Source organism: Pseudomonas hunanensis (assembly GCF_013393325.1).
GTDB lineage: Bacteria > Pseudomonadota > Gammaproteobacteria > Pseudomonadales > Pseudomonadaceae > Aquipseudomonas > Aquipseudomonas putida_P.
Window position 1 is genome coordinate 22086 of sequence record NZ_QJRC01000070.1, and the last position, 18462, is coordinate 40547.

Genomic DNA, 18462 nt, shown 5'->3' on the forward strand with positions numbered 1-18462 from the left:
CAATGGAAACCCGAGCCCATCACGTTCTTATCGGCCTGGTCACCGTCCTGGTGGTAGCCGGCGCCATGCTGTTCGGCCTGTGGCTGGCCAAGTCCAGTGTCGACGACGCCTTCAAGGATTACGAAGTGGTGTTCAACGAAGCCGTCTCGGGCCTGTCCCGTGGCAGCCCGGTGCAGTACAACGGCATCAAGGTGGGCGATGTGTCCACCCTGCGCCTGGACCCCAAAGACCCACGCCGGGTACTGGCACGGGTACGTCTGAGCGGTGACACACCGGTAAAGGAAGACACCCAGGCCAAGCTGACCCTGGCCGGGGTCACTGGCAACTCGTTCATCCAGCTCAGCGGCGGCACCCCGCAAAGCCCAGAACTGAAGGGCAAAGATGGCAAGCTGCCGGTGATCATCGCCTCGCCATCGCCCATCTCGCGCCTGCTCAATGACAGCAGCGACCTGGTGACCAACATCAACCTGCTGCTGCACAACGCCAACCAGATGTTCTCCGAGGACAACATCGGCCACCTCAGCAACACCCTGGCCAACCTCGACAAGACCACCGGCGCCTTTGCCGGCCAGCATGGCAGCATCGCCGAGGCCATCGAACAGCTGGTGCAGGTGGGCAAGCAGGCCAGCGCCACCCTGGCCGAAACACAGACGCTGATGCGCAATGCCAACGGCCTGCTGGGCAGCGAAGGCAAACAGGCGATCGGCAGCGCCGAGCAGGCCATGCAGTCACTGGCTGAAAGCACGGCAACCATCAACAACCTGCTGAAGAACAACAGCGAGGCCATCGGCGACGGCGCCCAGGGCCTGAACCAGCTCACCCCGGCCATTCGTGAACTGCGCGAAACCCTTAACGCACTCAAAGGCATTTCCCGGCAACTGGAGGCCGACCCGAGCGGCTACCTGCTTGGCCGCGACAACAACAAGGAGTTCCAGCCATGAAACCGTCGCTGCGCCTGCTGGCCCTGGCGGCCGCGCTGAGCCTGGCCAGTGCCTGCTCGATCCTGCCCAAAAGCGAACCCGTGGACCTTTACCGCCTGCCAGTGAATCAACCCAGCCGCACGGCACCGGCACTGGACTGGTCATTGCGCCTGAACAAGCCACTGGCCAGCGAAGTGCTGGCCGGGCCACGGATTGCCGTGATTCCCCAAGGCGATATGGTCAGCAGCTACAAGGGCGCACGTTGGAGCGATGCGGCCCCGGTGCTGCTGCGCAACCGCTTGCTCGATGGCTTCCAGCGTGACGGCCAGGTGCAGCGCCTGAGCGCCGACGACAGCAACCTGCAGGCTGACTACGAGCTGGCTGGCGAGCTGCAGGCGTTTCAGAGTGAATACCGCCCAGGCGGGGCGGTAGAGGTGGTGATCCGCTACGACGCACGCCTGGTCCAGGGGCGCAACCAGCGCATCCTGGCCAGCAAGCGCTTTGAGATCCGCCAACCACTGACCGACAAACAGGTGTCAGCCGTGGTTACCGGCTTTGGCCAAGCCAGCGACCAACTGGTGGGGCAGGTGGTGAGCTGGACCATTGCCCAGGCAAACCAGGCTCAACCGAGGGTTCAGGCGAAGAACCAGTAGCAGATGAAGATCGCCGCGATCACCCCGGACAACTCGGCCAGCAGTGCGCAACCGACTGCATGGCGCACACGTTGGATGCCGACGGCGCCAAAGTACACGGCCAGTACATAGAAGGTGGTTTCGGTACTGCCTTGAATCGTCGCCGCGACCAAGGCCGGGAAACTGTCCACGCCTTGGGTCTGCATGGTTTCGATCAGCATGGCCCGTGCTGCGCTACCGGAAAACGGCTTGACCAGCGCCGTCGGCAAACCCTCGACGAAGCGTGTGTCCAGGCCCATCCAGTTCACCGCATGGCGAATGCCGTCCAAGGCCAGCTCCAAGGCACCTGATGCGCGCAGCACACCCACCGCCACCAGCATCGCCACCAGGTAGGGCAGCAGGTTCTTGGCCACATCGAAACCTTCCTTGGCACCTTCGACGAAGGCTTCATACACCTTCACCCGCTTCAAGGCACCGATCACCAGGAACAGCATGATCACGCCAAACAACGTGAGGTTGCCCAAGATGGACGACAGGCTTGCCAGTGCAGCGGCCGACAGGGTGCCGAGGAACGCCATGAAACCTCCCAGCAGCAAAGCGCCGGGGATGAAGTAGGCAAGCACCACCGGGTCCCACAGTCGCAAGCGCTGCATCACTGCCACCGACAGCAGGCCGACCAAGGTCGAGACGCTGGTCGCCAGCAGGATCGGCAGGAACACCATGGTTGGGTCCGGCGCGCCCTGCTGGGCCCGGTACATGAAGATGGTGACCGGCAGCAGCGTCAGCGAAGAGGCGTTGAGTACCAGGAACAGGATTTGCGCGTTGCTCGCCGTGGTGCTGCTGGGGTTCAGCTCCTGCAGCGCGCGCATGGCCTTCAGGCCAATCGGCGTCGCGGCGTTGTCCAGGCCCAGGCCGTTGGCGGCAAAATTCATGGTGATAAGGCCCAGGGCCGGGTGACCAGGCGGCACTTCCGGCATCAGGCGGGCGAACAGCGGGCCCAGCACCTTGGCCAGCCATTCGACGATACCGGCCTTTTCGGCGATCTTGAGAAAGCCCAGCCACAGGGTCAGCGTGCCGAACAGCAGCACCATCACCTCCACCGACAGCTTGGCCATGGCGAAGATGCTTTCGACCATTGCGGCGAAGATGCCCGCGTTGCCGGCCACCAGCCATTGGGCCAGGGCGGACACCGCCGCCACCAGGAAAAAGCCGAGCCAAAGGCCGTTGAGCATCCGTGTGTACCCCCTGAAAAATGCCCGAATGATAGCGTATCGAAGCCTGGGGCTGGCGATCGCGCGCCTACAATGGTCCGCGAATGACCCGGAAAACAAAAAGCCCCGACAAGTCGGGGCTTTGGGTCAAACAGCCATAAGGCTCAGCGCTTGGCGGTTTCGCCAACCACCGCAGCTTCCTGCTTGTCGGCCATCAGCGAAGCGTAGTACTTCTCGCCCTTGGCGGCGTCGTACATGCCTTCCCAACGAGCGATGACCAGCGCAGCCAGGGCGTTGCCGACAACGTTCAGCGCGGTGCGGGCCATGTCCATGATGCGGTCGACACCGGCGATGAAGGCCAGGCCTTCCAGCGGGATGCCCACGCTGCCCAGGGTGGCCAGCAGCACCACGAACGACACACCCGGCACACCAGCGATACCTTTGGAGGTGACCATCAGTGTCAGCACCAGCAGCAGCTGCTGGCTCCACGACAGGTCGATGCCGTACAGCTGGGCAATGAAGATGGCCGCGATGCTCTGGTACAGGGTCGAACCGTCAAGGTTGAAGGAGTAGCCGGTCGGCACCACGAACGAGCAGATCGACTTCGGCGCGCCGTACTTCTCCATTTTCTCGATCACGCGCGGCAGCACGGTTTCCGAGCTGGAAGTGGAGTAAGCCAGAATCAGCTCATCTTTCATGATGCGCATGATCTTGATTACCGAGAAGCCGAACACGCGGGCAACCAGGCCCAGCACCATGAAGGCGAAGAAGGCGATGGCGAAGTACACCAGCAGCACCAGCTTGGCCAGCGGCAGCAACGAACTGAAGCCGAAGTTGGCCACGGTCACGGCGATCAGGGCGAACACGCCGATAGGGGCGTAGTTCATGATCATGTGGGTGACCTTGAACATGGTTTCCGAAACAGCCTGGAAGGTACGCACCAGTGGGTCGCGCAGTTCTGCCTGGAGGCTCGACAGGCCCAGGCCGAACATGACCGAGAAGAAGATGATCGGCAGCATTTCGCCACGCATGAGCGCTGCGAAGATGTTCGACGGGATCAGGTTCAGCAGGGTTTCGATGAACGCGTGCTCATGCTGCACCTCGGCCGCAGTGGCCTGGTACTTGGAGATGTCCACGGTACCCAGGGTGCTCATGTCGATGCCGGCGCCCGGGTGGAACAGGTTGGCCAGCACCAGGCCCACGACGATGGCAATGGTGGTCACTACTTCGAAGTAGATGATGGTCTTCAGGCCAATGCTGCCCAGTTTCTTCGCGTCGCCAACCCCGGCGATGCCCACGATCAGCGACGAGATCACGATCGGGACGACGATCATCTTGATCAGGCGAATGAAGATGTCACCAGCGGGCTGGAGGACGTTGCTGATCCACCAGGCCTTTTCTGCACTGAAGTGGTTCAGTAGCGCGCCGATTGCAACACCCAGGACCAGACCGATGACGATCTGCCAGGCGAGGCTCAGTTTTGCCTTCTTCATGTCTTTACCCTTTGTTCTAGTGGTCATGGCACCTGGCGGAAACACGTGTAACAGAGCCATTGGCAAAGTCACGAGCCGTGCAAGCTTCCGTCCGGCGACGTCATGTAAGGACACCGCAGGCGAGCGACAGGGCGCTCTGGCCAGCGAAAAAGGCGGCAACTATTGCGACGGGAAGGGGCGAAAGCTAATGCCGGAAACGCATACCCCATGCCGTTTTGGCATACGGTTTTCGACCCATTCGGCAGCTTCGCAAGTGATTGATTTATAACGTTCGGAATCCCGAACAAGACCAAACCGCCATATTTCGGCAGATTTGACGGTACACAAAGGGCAAGGAAGATGGCTTGTTCGACAATCCGAATGGCGGAAATGCCGCTTGTACCAGCAACAAGAAGGTCGAAAAAAATTTGATGTACGGTCGAGACAAAATGTGTCTCGGGAGAAAAAACGCGCAAGAGAAGCGACGCTTCATACAGGGCTCCTCGGAAGTCAGGCCTGACAAGGTATCCCTGTGATACCGCCGGCCTGATACTTCCGATTCCGCCTTTCCTGACCCGGCCCATTACTGGAGGCACTCCCTGTACCCCTAGGCCACTCCGATCCTGCAACAATCAGAACAGCCCGGCCCCTTGGTCATGTGCTGCCCCTCCTCGGGGCGGCGCATCATAGAAGGCTGAACTATAGAAAGGTTCAGCTTCTATTACGTGACAGTGGTGACCGTTCATCCGTACCGGCAATAAATGCTCAGTACCAGTTCGGGTCACGCTTGAGCTGCTCCTGCAGCATCGCCTTCATGCCATCGTCCGGTTCGCCTAACCAACGATACTGCGCATGACGGGTGGGCGACTTGTCGCTCGGCAAGCCTTCGGGCACCTCCACGAGCATCCCGTAGGCGTCATCCTTGTCCCAGCTGAACGCCACGATCAGGCGTTTGTAAGTGCAATTATCCTTGGCCTCGCACAGCGGCCCGACCAAGTACTTGTCGCCGTCTTCGGTAACGGCAGACATCTGCTGCTGAGCACTGCCGGTCAGATTGACCACCCAATCGGGCAGGCGTTCCTCGCCTTTGAGAGTGTCCTGCCAGGTTTCCCGGTACTCCGGGTCCGAGCCGAGCAACTGATCGACCCGGACCTGGCCGTCATTGGCCGCCATCGCCGCCGTACTGCCACCCAGCAACAGGGCGGCAGCCAGGGCTGAACAAAGCTTCCTGCTCATCTTCAACCTCGTCCACGTCCAAAGAAGAAGGAGGCTACGAACAACACCAGGAAGACGATGAACAGGATCTTGGCGATACCCGTCGCAGCGCCCGCGATACCACCGAAGCCCAGTACAGCGGCGACAATGGCAATGATGAGGAAAGTGATAGCCCAGCTCAGCATGGTGGTTCTCCTTTCTTTTTGCGGAATAGATCCGGCCGGCAGGTCAGAAGACCCAGCGGTCCTGAGGCACGACAGTTTCCAGGGTGGCCGGTGAGGCAGTGGCCTGGCCGGTAGGCAGCGGCTCAGCCGCCTTGACCAAGGTGTTGGCACGGGTTGCCTGGATCTGCGTCAACAGGGCAGTCTGCGCCGCCACTTGCTCGGCCAGACGCGCCGTTTGCCAACTGTAATAGAAGAGGCCGGCGGCCAAGGTCAGCAGCAACGCCATGCCGAGTGTCAGCATCTGGCGCAAGGGCAGTGCGGCGATCTGCGAGCGGTTGACGGATTGGCGGTTCATGCCGGCTCCTCCTGCTGTAATTTTTGTTCAAACCTGAACAGGTAATTGCAGCCTGCATGCCAGCCTTCGAAATTAAATTAAATCCTTTTAAATCAACTAGTTAGATAACAACAAGGCAAGCAGTAAGGACGTATCCTGCACGATGCCGCCCGTGCAGTCGTGCGAATTGCACGATCAGCCTTCGACCTTGATCGCCACCTTGAGCAGGTCAGCATCCACCCCACGCACACCGATGATCTGCCGGGCGATCTCCACAGCGATGGTTTTTTGCTCGGCGCTGACCACCTCGCCCGACAGCCTTACCATGCCTGCCTCGCTAGCCACTTTCAGGTTCAGGCCGTCGAGGTTGCGACTGAAGCGATAGCTGTTCTGGATCTTGTCGATGATCCAGCTGTCACTCGGCTGCGGCCCAGTTGGCGCCCCCACCGGTGTTTCCCGGGCCTTGGCCATGGCGGCGGTATCCAGGCTGACCAGGTTGTTGACCAGGTGCACGCCGTCGGTGGTACGCGCCACCACGCCCGCCAACTCCTTGGCTTCGGCACTGTCGACCTTGCCGCGCAAGGTCACCACGCCTTCACTGCTTTGTACTTCTATAGGCGCCTTCTCAGTGGTGCGGCTCCACAGCAGACGGGCACGTATCACCGCAGCCAGGGTGGCGTCCTCCAGGCGCTGGGCGTAGGCACGCAATTCAAGCGGGCGCTCCACCAGTTGGGGATTGACTCGCAGCTGGTTCTCCACCTGTTCAATACCCCGAGTGGCCCGTGCCACATCCTCGGCCAGCTGCCGCTCGACCTCGTTCTCCACTTCACCGGAAAGACGCGCCTGCTTGCCGTCCACTTCAACCGTGATACGGAACGGGTCGAGCATGCGATTGAGTGACAGGGCGGTTTGCAGGGCGCCTTCCAGGCGCGCGTCCTGCACAGGGTCGGCGAATGCAGGGGTAAAGGCTGGCAGCAGGGTGGCTGCCAACACGGCTGTACGCAGGGAAAAGGGCATGGCAGTGCCTCCTTCTTGGCAAAATCTAAAAAACTTCGCAACCAATGTGCCAGCGCGTGCCTCTAAGCAAAGCATTGGAAAATCACGGGTTGCAGGCATCCTTTGGCCATTGGCTAGCATGCAAAGGACAGAATCCTTCAGAATTGACCATGCAACTTGCCCGATTTTTCCCACACTAAATAACGATCTATCCCAAAGGAGCGCAGGAAATGGAATCAGCCCAGGACAACCAAGGCCGCATTCTGCTGGTGGATGACGAGTCCGCGATCCTGCGCACCTTCCGCTACTGCCTGGAGGACGAGGGCTACAGCGTGGCCACGGCCAACAGCGCGGCCCAGGCCGAAAGCCTGCTGCAGCGCCAGGTGTTCGACCTGTGCTTCCTCGATTTGCGCCTGGGTGAAGACAATGGCCTGGACGTGCTGGCGCAGATGCGTATCCAGGCCCCGTGGATGCGAGTGGTGATCGTTACCGCACACTCGGCGATCGATACAGCGGTAGACGCCATCCAGGCCGGCGCGGCCGACTACCTGGTCAAGCCGTGCAGCCCCGACCAGTTGCGCCTGGCCACCGCCAAGCAACTGGAAGTGCGCCAGCTTTCTGCCCGCCTGGAGGCGTTGGAAGGTGAAATTCGCAAACCCAAGGACGGCCTCGACTCTCACAGCCCGGCCATGATGGCGGTGCTGGAAACCGCCCGCCAGGTCGCCACCACCGACGCCAACATCCTCATCCTTGGCGAGTCCGGTACCGGCAAGGGCGAGCTGGCACGGGCCATCCATGGCTGGAGCAAGCGCGCGCGCAAAGCCTGCGTGACCATCAACTGCCCGTCGCTCAACGCCGAGCTGATGGAAAGCGAGCTGTTCGGCCATACCCGTGGCGCCTTCACCGGAGCCAGCGAAAGCACCCTTGGGCGGGTCAGCCAAGCGGACGGCGGCACGCTGTTCCTCGACGAAATCGGCGATTTCCCGTTGACCTTGCAGCCCAAACTGCTGCGCTTCATCCAGGACAAGGAATACGAACGCGTCGGCGACCCGGTTACCCGACGTGCCGATGTGCGCATTCTGGCCGCCACCAACCTCAACCTCGAAGAGATGGTGCGCGAAAGCCGCTTCCGCGAAGACCTGCTGTATCGCCTGAACGTCATCACCCTGCACCTGCCGCCGCTGCGCGAACGCAGTGAAGACATCCTCACCCTGGCCGACCGCTTTCTCGCCCGCTTCGTCAAGGAATACTCTCGCCCCGCCCGCGGTTTCAGTGACGAGGCGCGCGCTGCGCTGCTCAACTATCGCTGGCCCGGCAACATTCGCGAACTGCGCAACGTCGTGGAACGGGCCAGCATCATCTGCCCACAGGAGCGTGTGGAAATCAGCCACCTGGGCATGGGTGAGCAACCCACCGGCAATGCGCCACGCGTGGGTGCCGCGCTTAGCCTGGATGAGCTGGAGCGCGCGCATATCGGTGCCGTGCTGGCCGCCAGCGATACCCTCGACCAAGCGGCCAAGACCTTGGGCATCGATGCCTCCACCCTGTACCGCAAGCGCAAGCAGTACAACCTGTGAAGTGGCCGCCCATGAAGCTGCGCACGCGGCTTTTCCTCAGCATCTCGGCGCTGGTGACCGTGGCGTTGCTGGGCCTGCTGCTGGGCCTGGTCAGCGTGCTGCAGATGGCCGCCGTGCAACAGCAGTTGGTGCGCGAAACCACCCATGCCCTGGAAGTGGGGCTGAAATTGCGCCAGAACCTGGGCGAACAGCTGACCCTCATTCTTGATGAAGAAACCGCCCCGGATAACCTGCGGCTGCTGCAGGACAACTTCCAGGCCCTGCTCAACCAAGGGCTGGAACAAGGCGGTGAGCGCACCGGTTTCAGCAAGGCCAGCAGCAATTACCAAGCCTTTCTCCAGGCCTATCGCGATAGCGCCGCACCCGCCCGCAGCATGGGAGTCGATCAACCGCTGGGCGCCGCGTTCAACCAGGTGCGAACCGACCTGATCGATGCCCACAAGCAGGCCTTGGACCTGATCACCCGCAGCGAGGAGCACACCCGTGACCGCGCCCTGCTGGTCAGTGGTGTACTCGGCCTGATGGGCCTGGTGGTACTGGTGCTCGGCTTCATCACCGCACACAACATCGCCCGGCGTTTTGGCCAGCCTATCGAAGCCTTGGCCAAAGCGGCCGACCAACTGGGCAAAGGCAATTTCGACGTCACCTTGCCGGTCACCCAGGCGACCGAGCTGAACCAGCTGACTCGCCGCTTTGGCCTGATGGCCGATGCCTTGCGCAAACACCAGGCCACCAACGTTGACGAGCTGCTGGCCGGTCAGCAGCGCTTGCAGGCTGTGCTCGACAGCATCGACGATGGCCTGCTGATCATCGACCGCCAGGGTCGCCTTGAGCACCTCAACCCCGTGGCGCAACGCCAGCTGGGCTGGAGCGACAGCCGCGTGGGCAGCGGCCTGGCCAACGCCCTGCAGCGACCAGAGCTTGAGCAACAGCTGCGCCAGGTACTGCGCGGAGGTAGCCTAGACCGCCAACCGGACGACCTGAACATCGAAGTCGATGAAGAAACACGCCTGCTCACCTACAGCTTGACCCCCGTCAGTCACCCGCAGGGGCCCATCCTCGGCGCGGTGATGGTGCTGCACGATGTGACCGAGCAACGAGCCTTCGAGCGCGTGCGCAGCGAGTTCGTGCTGCGCGCCTCCCACGAACTGCGTACCCCAGTGACCGGCATGCACATGGCCTTCGGCCTGCTGCGCGAGCGGGTCAAGTTCCCACCCGATGCACGCGAGAACGACCTGCTGGAAACCATCGGCGAAGAAATGCAGCGCCTGACCCAGTTGATCAACGACCTGCTCAACTTCTCCCGATACCAGAGCGGGCTGCAAAAGCTCGAGCTGGCCCCCTGCGCCCTCGACGAACTGCTGGAGCGTGCGCAGCTGCGCTTTGCCGAGCAGGCGCAGCAAAAGCAGATCGAGTTGCTCAAGGAGCTGGAAGCGCCACTACCGCGCATTCAGGCCGACGTCGCCCAGCTGGACCGGGTGCTGGACAACCTGCTGCACAATGCCATCCGCCATACCGCCAACGGCGGGCGCATCCGCCTGCATGCCAGGCGACATGCGGAGCGGGTGATCATCAGCATCGAGGACAACGGTGAGGGCATTGCCTATGGGCAGCAAGGGCGCATCTTCGAGCCTTTCGTGCAGGTAGGCCGCAAGAAAGGTGGCGCAGGGCTGGGGCTGGCGTTGTGCAAAGAGATCGTGCAACTGCACGGCGGGCGCATGGGCGTATTTTCACGGCCAGGGCAAGGGACCCAGTTCTACATGGCATTGCCGGTATGAATGCTGTAATGCACCTACACCCGACGTGGCAGGTGCCCGCGGGTCACCAGCTCGGCAAATTGACGAGCGTTCAGTGGCCGGGCAAACAACCAACCTTGCCCGTAATTGACTCCCTCACTGTTCAGTAGCACCGCCTGGTCCTCGAACTCGATGCCTTCGGCAATCACCCGCAGGTGCAGGTCATGGGCCATGCGGATGATATGCGGAGCCACGCCGCTACTGGCGGCATCATGGCCCAGGGCATCAATGAACGCCTTGTCGATTTTCAGGCAGTCCACTGGCAGGGTCTGCAGGTAGGCAAGGCTGCAATAGCCGGTACCAAAATCGTCGATCAGCACTTGATGCCCCACGGCGCGCAGCGCCTGCAGGTTGTCGCGGGCCACCACCACGTCGATCAGGCCGCGCTCGGTTACCTCGAAGGCGATCTGGCTGGGTGCCACGCGATGCAACGCCAGCAAGCGCGCCGCCACCCGGCCGATACGAGGCACCATCACATCGCAGGCCGCCAGGTTTACCGATATGTACAGCTTGGGGTGCGAGCGCAGCAACTGCCCTAATTGTTCAAGTACACGTTGCAGGACAAAGTCGGTGATCTGGCGAATCTGCCCGGTATTCTCCGCCAACGGAATGAACAGGTCCGGGCTGGTCAGCGTGCCGTCCGGACGGCGCCAGCGCACCAAGGCTTCGGCCCCAACGCAACGCCGGCTGTCGAGCTCGATGATTGGCTGGTACAGCACCTGCAACTCTCCACGGCGCAAGGCATTCTGCAACTCCGAACTCATCGACCGCCGTTGCAGGATCAACTGCAATACCAGCCAACCGATGCAGCAGGCCGCCAGCACGCTACCGGGGAACAGCAACCAGAGCATGCCGTTCATCCTCAGCGGCAGGCTGGCCCGCGGCGCGATCAGTACAAGCTGGTAATCCGGTGACTTGGTTGGCATTCGGTAGATCAGCCGATCACTGAGTTCCAGCAGCGACTTGTGGCTGGTCGACCAGGCCGAGGGTGGTGGCCATACCTGTGGCGGGCCGAGCACGGGGATGGCCCGCGCGCCATTGTCCAGCACCACCACCAGGCTGCCGCCTGGGGGCAGGTCGACTACATCGGTCAAGTGACCACGCGAGGTGGAAACCAGAAACTTGCCACGGCCCAGCATCAGCGCTGCCAGGTTCTCGTTCGGCTCGGTGGTGGTGTTAAGCCAGTAGCTGTACGTCGGGCCTTGGATATCCGGCGCTCGCAAGGGAACGAACGCGCGCTCGTCACCGCGGTTGGAGCAGGCAACGTCGCCATCCACATAGGCCGCTTCATAGATGAACCGCGAGCTCAGGCCAACCTGCTGCAAGGCTGCCAGCATCGCCGGGCTGCAGCCGCGCAATGGCTGGGCCTGCAGCAGGTCGACCCCTTCGCGCAACTGGCCGAACACCTGTTCGAGGCGATCCAGAAAACGCTCGCCCTGGGCGTTCATCTGTTCGCTTTCGCTTTGCTTCATTTGTTGCAGGGCAATGCCGATGCTGGCAGAGAGCAATAACGCAGCGCTGGCCAACGCTGCCAAGGTGGCCAGCATCCAGGGGCGGTAAAAAATTTGGCGCAGCAAGGCGATGAGTGCTGACATCAAAGGCATCCAGTTGATAACTAAGGTATAGCAACTGAATCGAGAATCACCCGCACCGTTTGGCGCTTCGCTGCGGGCGACACAGGCTTAGCGCATCCGGTTGAGCACCTGCAGCATCGCGGCTGTCTGCGCATCCGGCATGCCGTCGAAGCGCTGCGGGCGGAAGCGCATCTGGAAGGCAGCGATCACATGGCGTGTAGCGACATCCAGCACGCCGGTCTGTTCGACTTGATAGCCAAAACGTGCCAGTTCCTGCTGGTACCAGCCAACGCTTGGCGGGTTGACACTGAAGTAGGCCTGCTGCCGTGCAACCGCGTTGGCATCCGGCCAGATACCCAGCCCGGCGTCGGCCAGGCGCTTCCACGGGAACAATGGCCCTGGGTCCAGCTTGCGCAGCGGGGCGATGTCGCTGTGGCCGATGATATGGCGGGGTTCGATGTTATTGCGTTTGACGATGTCCTTGAGCAGCGCGATCAACGACTGGACCTGCGCCTCGCTGTAAGGGTGCCAGACACGGCCGTTCGGGGTGTCGGTGAAGCCCGGGTTGACGATCTCGATACCGATGGACGAGGAATTCAGCCAGGTGCGCCCCTGCCACTGGCTATCACCGGCATGCCAGGCACGACGGTTTTCATCCACCAGTTGATACACCGTCGCCGGGCCATCGCCGATCAAATAATGGCTGCTGACCTCACCGTGGGTAAGCAACGCCAGAGAACGCTCCAGCGAAGCATTGGTGTAGTGCAGGACAACGAACTGGATGCGGTTGTCCTGATTGGCTGAAGGGTGGCTGCGGTCGATGCGCAGGCCCGTCGAGCAACCGGCGACAGACAACAACAAAAAGGAAATCAGGGTTTTTTTAAGCGTGGAAAGCACGTCAGTGGCCTCAGCGTATGAGCGCTACAGTATAACGTGCTCCCCACAGCTGCGCCTGCCGTGGATCGACGTGACTGGCTAACCTTGTTCGACGCGATTGCGCCCATGCTCCTTGGCCCGGTACAACGCGGCATCGGCGCGCTTGAGCACTTGGTCGCTGCGCTCCCCAGGACGGAATGCGCCCAGACCGATGGAGGTAGTGATCACCACCCGTTCACCCTTGAAGTGAAATGGGCAGGCCTCGACGGTGGCACGCAGCAGCTCGGCCACCTGTGCGGCGGCCGCCGGCGGGGTCTGCGGTAGCAGCAAGACGAACTCTTCGCCGCCAAAACGGGCGATGAAATCACGACCACGCAGGCGCTTGCGCAACTGGTCGGCAACGATCTTGAGGACCTTGTCTCCAGCCAGGTGCCCATAGCTGTCATTGATGCGTTTGAAATGGTCAAGGTCGAGAATCGCCATCGCCAGATGGCCACCGTTTTCTTGCCAGTCGAGCATTTCGCGTTCGACTCGCTCGCTCCAGGCGGCACGGTTGGGCAGGCCAGTGAGCGGGTCGAGCAGGGCTTTCTGGCGCTGCTCCTCCAGATGCTCGCGATAGCCAAGCGCCTCGTGCTCCATGTTCGCCACCCGCTCCGACAGGCCTTGCAGACGGCCAGCCAGCTCTTGCTCACGGCGATCACGCTCATGCTTGTGCTCGTCCATGGTCACCAGCAAGCCTTCCAGGCGGTTTTCCAGGATGTGCTTGAGGCTGTCTACGTCGGCGGCGCCTTGCACGCTGCTCTGCAGGCCATCGACGTGCTCGCGCAGTTGGCTATCCAGCTCGCGGGCCGCACTGCTGTTGTCGGCATGGCCGGCGCTGGCCTCATGCAAGTGGCTTTGGAAACCTTCCAGGCGTTCGTTGAGCTGCTGCAGGTAGGTTTCAAATTCGTGCTGGCCGCTGTCGGTAATCGCCAGCATGAGTACCGCCAGATCATCCAGCACCGGGATCAGCTCATACCAGTTCAAGCCGCGGGCAACCCGCTCGCGCATTTCCAACGCCTGGGCCTTGTGCCGCTCGGGCAGGCTGAGGTCATCGAGCAGGCCGATCAAGGTTTGCTCGATGTGCGCGGCAACCTGGCTGTAAGGCGGCTCCACCGCGTAGGGCAGGGCATAGGGGCCGTCTTCGCCGAAGGTTTCTTCCAGTGTCGGTAGCGGCTCTGCCTCAGCCAACGGCTCGCTGGCGGCAGCTTCTGCCACTGGTGCTTCATCCTGTGGCATCTGTGGCAACGAGGCGGGCTGCGTTTCGACCGACTCGATCAGCGCCGGGCCAGAAACTTCCAGCTCAGCCTCGGGTGCGTCAGTCACTTCGGCGCAGGAGGCAGCAGGGCCCGGCAACGGTTGTAGCGCATCGACGTCATCGGGCGGCAAGAGTGCGATGCTGCCCGCTGCCTGGGGCTGGGCTTCGGCCACCGGCGCATGCTCTGCCTCCGCCAGTGTTTCTTCTTCGCGGCTGCCGAACAAACGCTGCAGAAAACCTGGCCGGGCGTCTTCGCCGGGTTTGCCCAAGGCCGACAGCGCGCGCCCCTGCAGGCCGCTCAACTCGCCCAGCAGCGGCGGCAGCTCGCGTGACTGGGCAACCCCGCCGTCGAGCTTCTTCGCCAGTTTTTTCAATGGCCGCGAGATATCGCTGGGCAGCGGTAAGCCTTGCAGTTGGCCAACCAGTGCGGTCAGCGCATCGCTGACTTGGTTCATGCGGGTTTCGCGACGCTGTTCGGAGTCCAACACCGCTTTTTCAAGGCGCGGAATCAACCCGGCAAGGCCGGCGTCCATATTGTCGCTGCGGATGACATCGCGCATTTCCTTCATGCACTCATCGACGATCTTGTCACTGCCTTCGGCAGCCAGGGTGCTACGCACCAGGCCGCGACGCAGCAAGTCAAGACGGGCATCCCAACGGCGTTCGAGCCTTTCTTGCTGCTCGATGCTTTTCAGGTATTTTTCTTTCCAGCGCTCTGCGTCTTCAGTCATGCCCAGGTCCGCAAACGGTGATGGCAATTAGCTCAAAACCGGCAGCGTATCCACAGTCAATGCATCAGGCAATCGAATCTCGACAGCAACGGGAAGGTGGTCGGAAATTGGCTGCGCCAGCACCTCGACCCGCTCCAAAGTGAGGCTTGGGCTGAGCAGGATATGGTCCAGGCAACGTTGCGGTCGCCAGCTGGGGAAAGTGGCTTCGACTTGCGGGGCAACCAGGCCAAGGTCGCGCAACGGCGAATGCTCCAGCAGGTCGGTGGCATGGGTGTTCATGTCGCCCATCAGTACCTGGTGACGGTAACCGCCAATCAGCTCGCGAATGTAGCCCAGCTGCAGGGCGCGGGTCTTGGCCCCCAATGCCAGGTGCATCATCACCACGATCAGCGCATCTTTGCCCTCGCCAAAACGCACCAGGATCGCACCACGCCCGGCCGGCCCTGGCAACGGGTGGTCTTCGAGCAGTTGCGGTTTCAGGCGGCTGAGCACGCCGTTGCTGTGCTGGGCAAAACGCCCGAGGTTACGGTTGAGCTGCTGGTACCAATAGGGGAAGGCACCCAGATGGGCCAAGTGTTCCACCTGGTTGACGTAGCCCGAGCGCAGGCTACCGCCGTCGGCTTCCTGCAGGGCCACCAGGTCGAAGTCACCCAGCAGCTTGCCGATCTTCTGCAGGTTGCCGGCCCGCCCGTTGTGCGGCAGCAAGTGCTGCCAGCTACGGGTCAGGTAATGCCGGTAGCGCTCGGTGCTGATGCCCACCTGGATGTTGAAACTGAGCAGCCGCAGCCGACCATCCTCGGGCAGGCCTGGGGCCTGCAGGTGGTGCTCGTTGACCTGCGGCTGGTGCAGGCCAATGCCACGCGTAGCTCTGAGGCGGGGCATGGGTTACGCCGCTTACTTAGCGGCGCGCTCCTTCTCGATCAGCTGGTCGGCGACGTTCAGTACACCTTCCGGCCCGCCAGCGGTACCCAGGTCGAAGCGATACTTGCCGTTGACCACCATGCTCGGTACGCCGGTAATTTCATACTTCTTCGCCAGTTCCTTGGCCTGGTTGACCTGGCCCTTGATGGCGAACGAATTGAAGGTGGCGAGGAACTTGTCCTTGTCCACGCCCTGAGTGGCGAGGAAGTCGGCCATCTCTTCTGGTTTGGTCAAATGCTTGCGCTGGTTCTGGATGGCATCGAACACCGCCGCGTGCACCTTGTGCTCGACGCCCATGGCTTCGAGGGTGAGGAACATCTGGCCGTGTGCATCCCAAGGGCCACCGAACATGGCCGGTACGCGTTTGAAGTTGACGTCCTTGGGCAGCTTGTCGACCCACGGGTTGATGACCGGCTCGAAGTGGTAGCAGTGAGGGCAGCCGTACCAGAACAGCTCGACCACTTCGATCTTGCCAGGCACGGAAACCTGAACAGGGTTGCTCAGCTCGATGTATTCCTTGCCGGCAACAGGCTCCGCGGCCTGGACGGCAGTCATACCGAATACGCTGGCGGCGACCAGCGCAGCGCTGAGAATCAGTTTACGCATGCTTTACTCCTGAGCAGTCATGGGTCGCCACGACGCGACCTGCACTGAGACAGGCCGGGAAGGGCCGAGTTCTGTAGTGTAACGGCTGCGGACTGAAAAAAGGGCGGCCCGGCCGCCCTTTCATCATTGGCCTACAACATTAACTGAAAGTTAATGCAGGCCCTGGATATAGCTGGCCAACGCCTCGATGTCGTGGTTGCTCAGCTTGCCGGCAATGGTGCGCATGGTCATGGCATCGCCATCGTTGGTGCGGTTGCCTTCGCGGAAGTCCGTGAGCTGCTTGGTCACGTACTGAGAGTGCTGACCGCCCAGGTGCGGGAAGCCGGCCAAAGCGATGCCTGCACCGTTGGGCGAGTGGCAGCCGGTGCAGGCAGGCATGCCTTTCTCCAGGTCGCCGCCATTGAACAGCGAACGGCCGCGCTCGACCAGCTTGGGATCGGCAGCGCCCACGCTACCTTTCTGGCTGGAGAAGTAGGCGGCGATGTCGGCCAGGTCCTGGTCGCTGAAGGCGGTCAGCATGCCGGTCATCTCCAACACGGTACGCTTGCCCGACTTGATATCGTGCAGTTGTTTTTCGAGGTAGCGCTGGCCTTGGCCGGCCAGTTTCGGGAAGTTCGGTGCCAGGCTGTTGCCGTCGGGGTTGTGGCAGGCGCCACAGACGGCAGTCTTGGCCTGGCCAGCGGCGGCATCGCCTTTGATAGGTTGCGCAGCAGTGGCCGCACCTGCGACACCCAGGGTCAACAGCAGACTCACGACTAGTTTGTTCATCAGCTAATCCAACACGGCTAAGGGTGAAATGTTATGTATCGGGACTGCCGCTCATCCAAAGGATGACCAAACGGTAGTCCTCGGCACTGCAGTCCATGCACAATCCACGCGGCGGCATAGCCTTGAAACCCTGGGTCACGTGCTTCACCAGTACCTCCATGCCTTGCGCCAGCCTTGGCTCCCAAGCCGCCCGGTCACCCTGTCTGGGTGCCTGTGGCAACTGCCCGGTGTGACAGGCCGCACACGTGCGGTTGTACAACACCTCGGGATCCTGTGTAGCCTGTGCGCTGAAAACCGGCAGGAACATACCGACAGCAAGCAGCCATTTCGCCATGCGGAACGACCTTCAGGGTTGGGGGCCGCGCTGCGTTCTGTTGCGCGAGCTATTGTTCGACACCCCATGCCCGTTCTCCTTCGCTGGGAGAATGAGCACACAAAAACTGGGGCATTATATACTTCCGCCATCCAAACGGAAACGACACCGCTTGCCAGGCTCGGGCCTACAGAGTCAGGCAACACCCACATCGGATATCCCATGCAAGTCAAGAACCCCATCCTCGGCCTCTGCCAGAAAGCCACATTCGCCCTTAGCGCAGCCAAGGTCGAACAATGCCCGGACGACCAGGGTTACGAGGTGGCTTTTGCCGGCCGTTCAAACGCCGGCAAATCCAGCGCCCTCAACACCCTGACTCATGCCAGCCTGGCGCGTACCTCGAAAACTCCAGGGCGCACCCAGCTGTTGAATTTCTTCAGTCTGGACGATGAACGGCGTTTGGTCGACCTGCCGGGCTACGGTTATGCAAAAGTCCCGATTCCGCTCAAGCAGCACTGGCAGAAACACCTGGAAGCCTACCTGGGCAGCCGGGAGTGCCTGCGTGGCGTGATCCTGATGATGGACGTGCGCCACCCGATGACCGACTTCGACAAGATGATGCTCGACTGGGCCAAGGCCAGCGGCATGCCGATGCACATCCTGCTGACCAAGGCCGACAAGCTGACCCACGGCGCGGGCAAGAACACCTTGCTCAAGGTGCAGTCGGAAATCCGCAAGGGCTGGGGCGATGGCGTGACCATCCAGCTGTTCTCGGCACCCAAGCGCCTGGGCGTGGAAGACGCCTACCGGGTGCTGGCGGGCTGGATGGAGCTGGAAGACAAGCCAGTCGCCTGAAGCTGCACTGCCCCGCTCTTGTGGGAGCGGGGCACCTTGGTGGCAAATTCCGGGCAAAAAAAACCCCGGACTTCGTATGGGGAGGGGGAAGTTCGGGGTCCAAGTCCGGACCGCTAGGGCGGGGTCCAGATATCTGCCAACACTTAACACAACATAGGAGCATCGAAGGGCTTCACCAGCCATTCAGTTACTCTGAGTTCCGCT

Annotated in this window: 18 protein-coding genes; 5 read left to right on the plus strand and 13 right to left on the minus strand. The window is 61.7% G+C overall.

The window, feature by feature from the left end:
- Positions 1-2: 2 nt before the first annotated feature.
- Both DM807_RS03770 and DM807_RS03775 read left to right on the plus strand, forming a co-directional pair.
- Positions 3-941, plus strand: a complete 939-nt coding sequence (locus DM807_RS03770; RefSeq protein ID WP_060494431.1) for an MlaD family protein — start codon at positions 3-5, stop codon at positions 939-941.
- On the plus strand, positions 938-1573 hold the full coding sequence (locus DM807_RS03775) for an ABC-type transport auxiliary lipoprotein family protein (RefSeq protein WP_060514963.1): 636 nt from the start codon (positions 938-940) through the stop codon (positions 1571-1573). The genes DM807_RS03770 and DM807_RS03775 overlap by 4 nt, the downstream gene beginning before the upstream one ends.
- On the opposite strand, the gene DM807_RS03780 is transcribed toward DM807_RS03775, so the two are convergent.
- The 6 genes from DM807_RS03780 to DM807_RS03805 form a co-directional block, all read right to left on the minus strand.
- Positions 1555-2784 carry a nucleoside recognition domain-containing protein gene (locus DM807_RS03780; protein WP_012269942.1) on the minus strand — a complete coding sequence of 410 codons (1230 nt, stop codon included), beginning with the start codon at positions 2782-2784 and terminating at the stop codon, positions 1555-1557. The two genes, DM807_RS03775 and DM807_RS03780, sit on opposite strands and share 19 nt — an antisense overlap.
- Positions 2785-2927: 143 nt before the next feature.
- Positions 2928-4256, minus strand: a complete 1329-nt coding sequence (gene gltP / locus DM807_RS03785; RefSeq protein WP_012269941.1) for a glutamate/aspartate:proton symporter GltP — start codon at positions 4254-4256, stop codon at positions 2928-2930.
- A gap of 744 nt (positions 4257-5000) precedes the next feature.
- Complete coding sequence (locus DM807_RS03790) at positions 5001-5471, minus strand: inhibitor of vertebrate lysozyme family protein (RefSeq protein WP_012269940.1); 471 nt, start codon at positions 5469-5471, stop codon at positions 5001-5003.
- 2 nt (positions 5472-5473) lie between these two features.
- On the minus strand, positions 5474-5635 hold the full coding sequence (locus DM807_RS03795) for a DUF1328 domain-containing protein (protein ID WP_003252966.1): 162 nt from the start codon (positions 5633-5635) through the stop codon (positions 5474-5476).
- A gap of 43 nt (positions 5636-5678) precedes the next feature.
- Entirely contained in the window at positions 5679-5969 is a 291-nt protein-coding gene (locus DM807_RS03800) for a hypothetical protein (protein ID WP_012269939.1), read from the minus strand.
- A gap of 174 nt (positions 5970-6143) precedes the next feature.
- Positions 6144-6965: a BON domain-containing protein gene (locus tag DM807_RS03805; protein ID WP_060514961.1), complete on the minus strand. Its 822-nt coding sequence runs from the start codon at positions 6963-6965 to the stop codon at positions 6144-6146.
- A gap of 209 nt (positions 6966-7174) precedes the next feature.
- Here DM807_RS03805 and algB point away from each other — a divergent pair, with 209 nt between their 5' ends.
- Entirely contained in the window at positions 7175-8521 is a 1347-nt protein-coding gene (gene algB / locus DM807_RS03810; protein WP_012269937.1) for a sigma-54-dependent response regulator transcription factor AlgB, read from the plus strand.
- An 11-nt stretch (positions 8522-8532) separates the two neighbouring features.
- Entirely contained in the window at positions 8533-10299 is a 1767-nt protein-coding gene (locus tag DM807_RS03815; protein ID WP_012269936.1) for a KinB sensor domain-containing domain, read from the plus strand.
- 14 nt (positions 10300-10313) lie between these two features.
- Here DM807_RS03815 and DM807_RS03820 read toward each other — a convergent pair whose 3' ends face one another.
- The 7 genes from DM807_RS03820 to DM807_RS03850 all read right to left on the minus strand — a co-directional run bounded on the left by DM807_RS03820 (position 10314) and on the right by DM807_RS03850 (position 17424).
- Positions 10314-11912, minus strand: coding sequence for an EAL domain-containing protein (locus DM807_RS03820; protein ID WP_012269935.1), 1599 nt, complete (start codon positions 11910-11912; stop codon positions 10314-10316).
- A gap of 87 nt (positions 11913-11999) precedes the next feature.
- The gene (locus DM807_RS03825; RefSeq protein WP_012269934.1) at positions 12000-12788 is read right to left on the minus strand and encodes an N-acetylmuramoyl-L-alanine amidase; all 789 of its coding nucleotides are present in this window, start codon (positions 12786-12788) and stop codon (positions 12000-12002) included.
- A 78-nt stretch (positions 12789-12866) separates the two neighbouring features.
- The gene (locus DM807_RS03830; protein ID WP_012269933.1) at positions 12867-14795 is read right to left on the minus strand and encodes a GGDEF domain-containing protein; all 1929 of its coding nucleotides are present in this window, start codon (positions 14793-14795) and stop codon (positions 12867-12869) included.
- A gap of 27 nt (positions 14796-14822) precedes the next feature.
- On the minus strand, positions 14823-15677 hold the full coding sequence (locus DM807_RS03835) for an endonuclease/exonuclease/phosphatase family protein (protein ID WP_012269932.1): 855 nt from the start codon (positions 15675-15677) through the stop codon (positions 14823-14825).
- 12 nt (positions 15678-15689) lie between these two features.
- Complete coding sequence (gene dsbA / locus DM807_RS03840) at positions 15690-16322, minus strand: thiol:disulfide interchange protein DsbA (protein ID WP_012269931.1); 633 nt, start codon at positions 16320-16322, stop codon at positions 15690-15692.
- 150 nt (positions 16323-16472) lie between these two features.
- The gene (locus DM807_RS03845) at positions 16473-17090 is read right to left on the minus strand and encodes a c-type cytochrome (RefSeq protein WP_012269930.1); all 618 of its coding nucleotides are present in this window, start codon (positions 17088-17090) and stop codon (positions 16473-16475) included.
- Between the two features lie 31 nt (positions 17091-17121).
- Positions 17122-17424: a c-type cytochrome gene (locus tag DM807_RS03850; protein WP_012269929.1), complete on the minus strand. Its 303-nt coding sequence runs from the start codon at positions 17422-17424 to the stop codon at positions 17122-17124.
- Positions 17425-17625: 201 nt separating this feature from the next.
- Here DM807_RS03850 and yihA point away from each other — a divergent pair, with 201 nt between their 5' ends.
- Positions 17626-18258 carry a ribosome biogenesis GTP-binding protein YihA/YsxC gene (gene yihA, locus DM807_RS03855; RefSeq protein ID WP_012269928.1) on the plus strand — a complete coding sequence of 211 codons (633 nt, stop codon included), beginning with the start codon at positions 17626-17628 and terminating at the stop codon, positions 18256-18258.
- Positions 18259-18462: the final 204 nt, after the last annotated feature.

Excerpts from the sequence above, each read along its gene's own strand:
- DM807_RS03815 (WP_012269936.1), top strand. The coding sequence starts at position 8,533 with ATGAAGCTGCGCACGCGGCTTTTCCTCAGCATCTCGGCGCTGGTGACC.
- algB (WP_012269937.1), top strand. The coding sequence starts at position 7,175 with ATGGAATCAGCCCAGGACAACCAAGGCCGCATTCTGCTGGTGGATGAC.
- dsbA (WP_012269931.1), bottom strand. The coding sequence starts at position 16,322 with ATGCGTAAACTGATTCTCAGCGCTGCGCTGGTCGCCGCCAGCGTATTC.
- DM807_RS03850 (WP_012269929.1), bottom strand. The coding sequence starts at position 17,424 with ATGGCGAAATGGCTGCTTGCTGTCGGTATGTTCCTGCCGGTTTTCAGC.
- DM807_RS03830 (WP_012269933.1), bottom strand. The coding sequence starts at position 14,795 with ATGACTGAAGACGCAGAGCGCTGGAAAGAAAAATACCTGAAAAGCATC.
- DM807_RS03805 (WP_060514961.1), bottom strand. The coding sequence starts at position 6,965 with ATGCCCTTTTCCCTGCGTACAGCCGTGTTGGCAGCCACCCTGCTGCCA.
- DM807_RS03775 (WP_060514963.1), top strand. The coding sequence starts at position 938 with ATGAAACCGTCGCTGCGCCTGCTGGCCCTGGCGGCCGCGCTGAGCCTG.
- DM807_RS03780 (WP_012269942.1), bottom strand. The coding sequence starts at position 2,784 with ATGCTCAACGGCCTTTGGCTCGGCTTTTTCCTGGTGGCGGCGGTGTCC.
- DM807_RS03835 (WP_012269932.1), bottom strand. The coding sequence starts at position 15,677 with ATGCCCCGCCTCAGAGCTACGCGTGGCATTGGCCTGCACCAGCCGCAG.
- DM807_RS03790 (WP_012269940.1), bottom strand. The coding sequence starts at position 5,471 with ATGAGCAGGAAGCTTTGTTCAGCCCTGGCTGCCGCCCTGTTGCTGGGT.
- gltP (WP_012269941.1), bottom strand. The coding sequence starts at position 4,256 with ATGAAGAAGGCAAAACTGAGCCTCGCCTGGCAGATCGTCATCGGTCTG.
- DM807_RS03845 (WP_012269930.1), bottom strand. The coding sequence starts at position 17,090 with ATGAACAAACTAGTCGTGAGTCTGCTGTTGACCCTGGGTGTCGCAGGT.
- DM807_RS03770 (WP_060494431.1), top strand. The coding sequence starts at position 3 with ATGGAAACCCGAGCCCATCACGTTCTTATCGGCCTGGTCACCGTCCTG.
- yihA (WP_012269928.1), top strand. The coding sequence starts at position 17,626 with ATGCAAGTCAAGAACCCCATCCTCGGCCTCTGCCAGAAAGCCACATTC.
- DM807_RS03795 (WP_003252966.1), bottom strand. The coding sequence starts at position 5,635 with ATGCTGAGCTGGGCTATCACTTTCCTCATCATTGCCATTGTCGCCGCT.
- DM807_RS03800 (WP_012269939.1), bottom strand. The coding sequence starts at position 5,969 with ATGAACCGCCAATCCGTCAACCGCTCGCAGATCGCCGCACTGCCCTTG.
- DM807_RS03820 (WP_012269935.1), bottom strand. The coding sequence starts at position 11,912 with ATGTCAGCACTCATCGCCTTGCTGCGCCAAATTTTTTACCGCCCCTGG.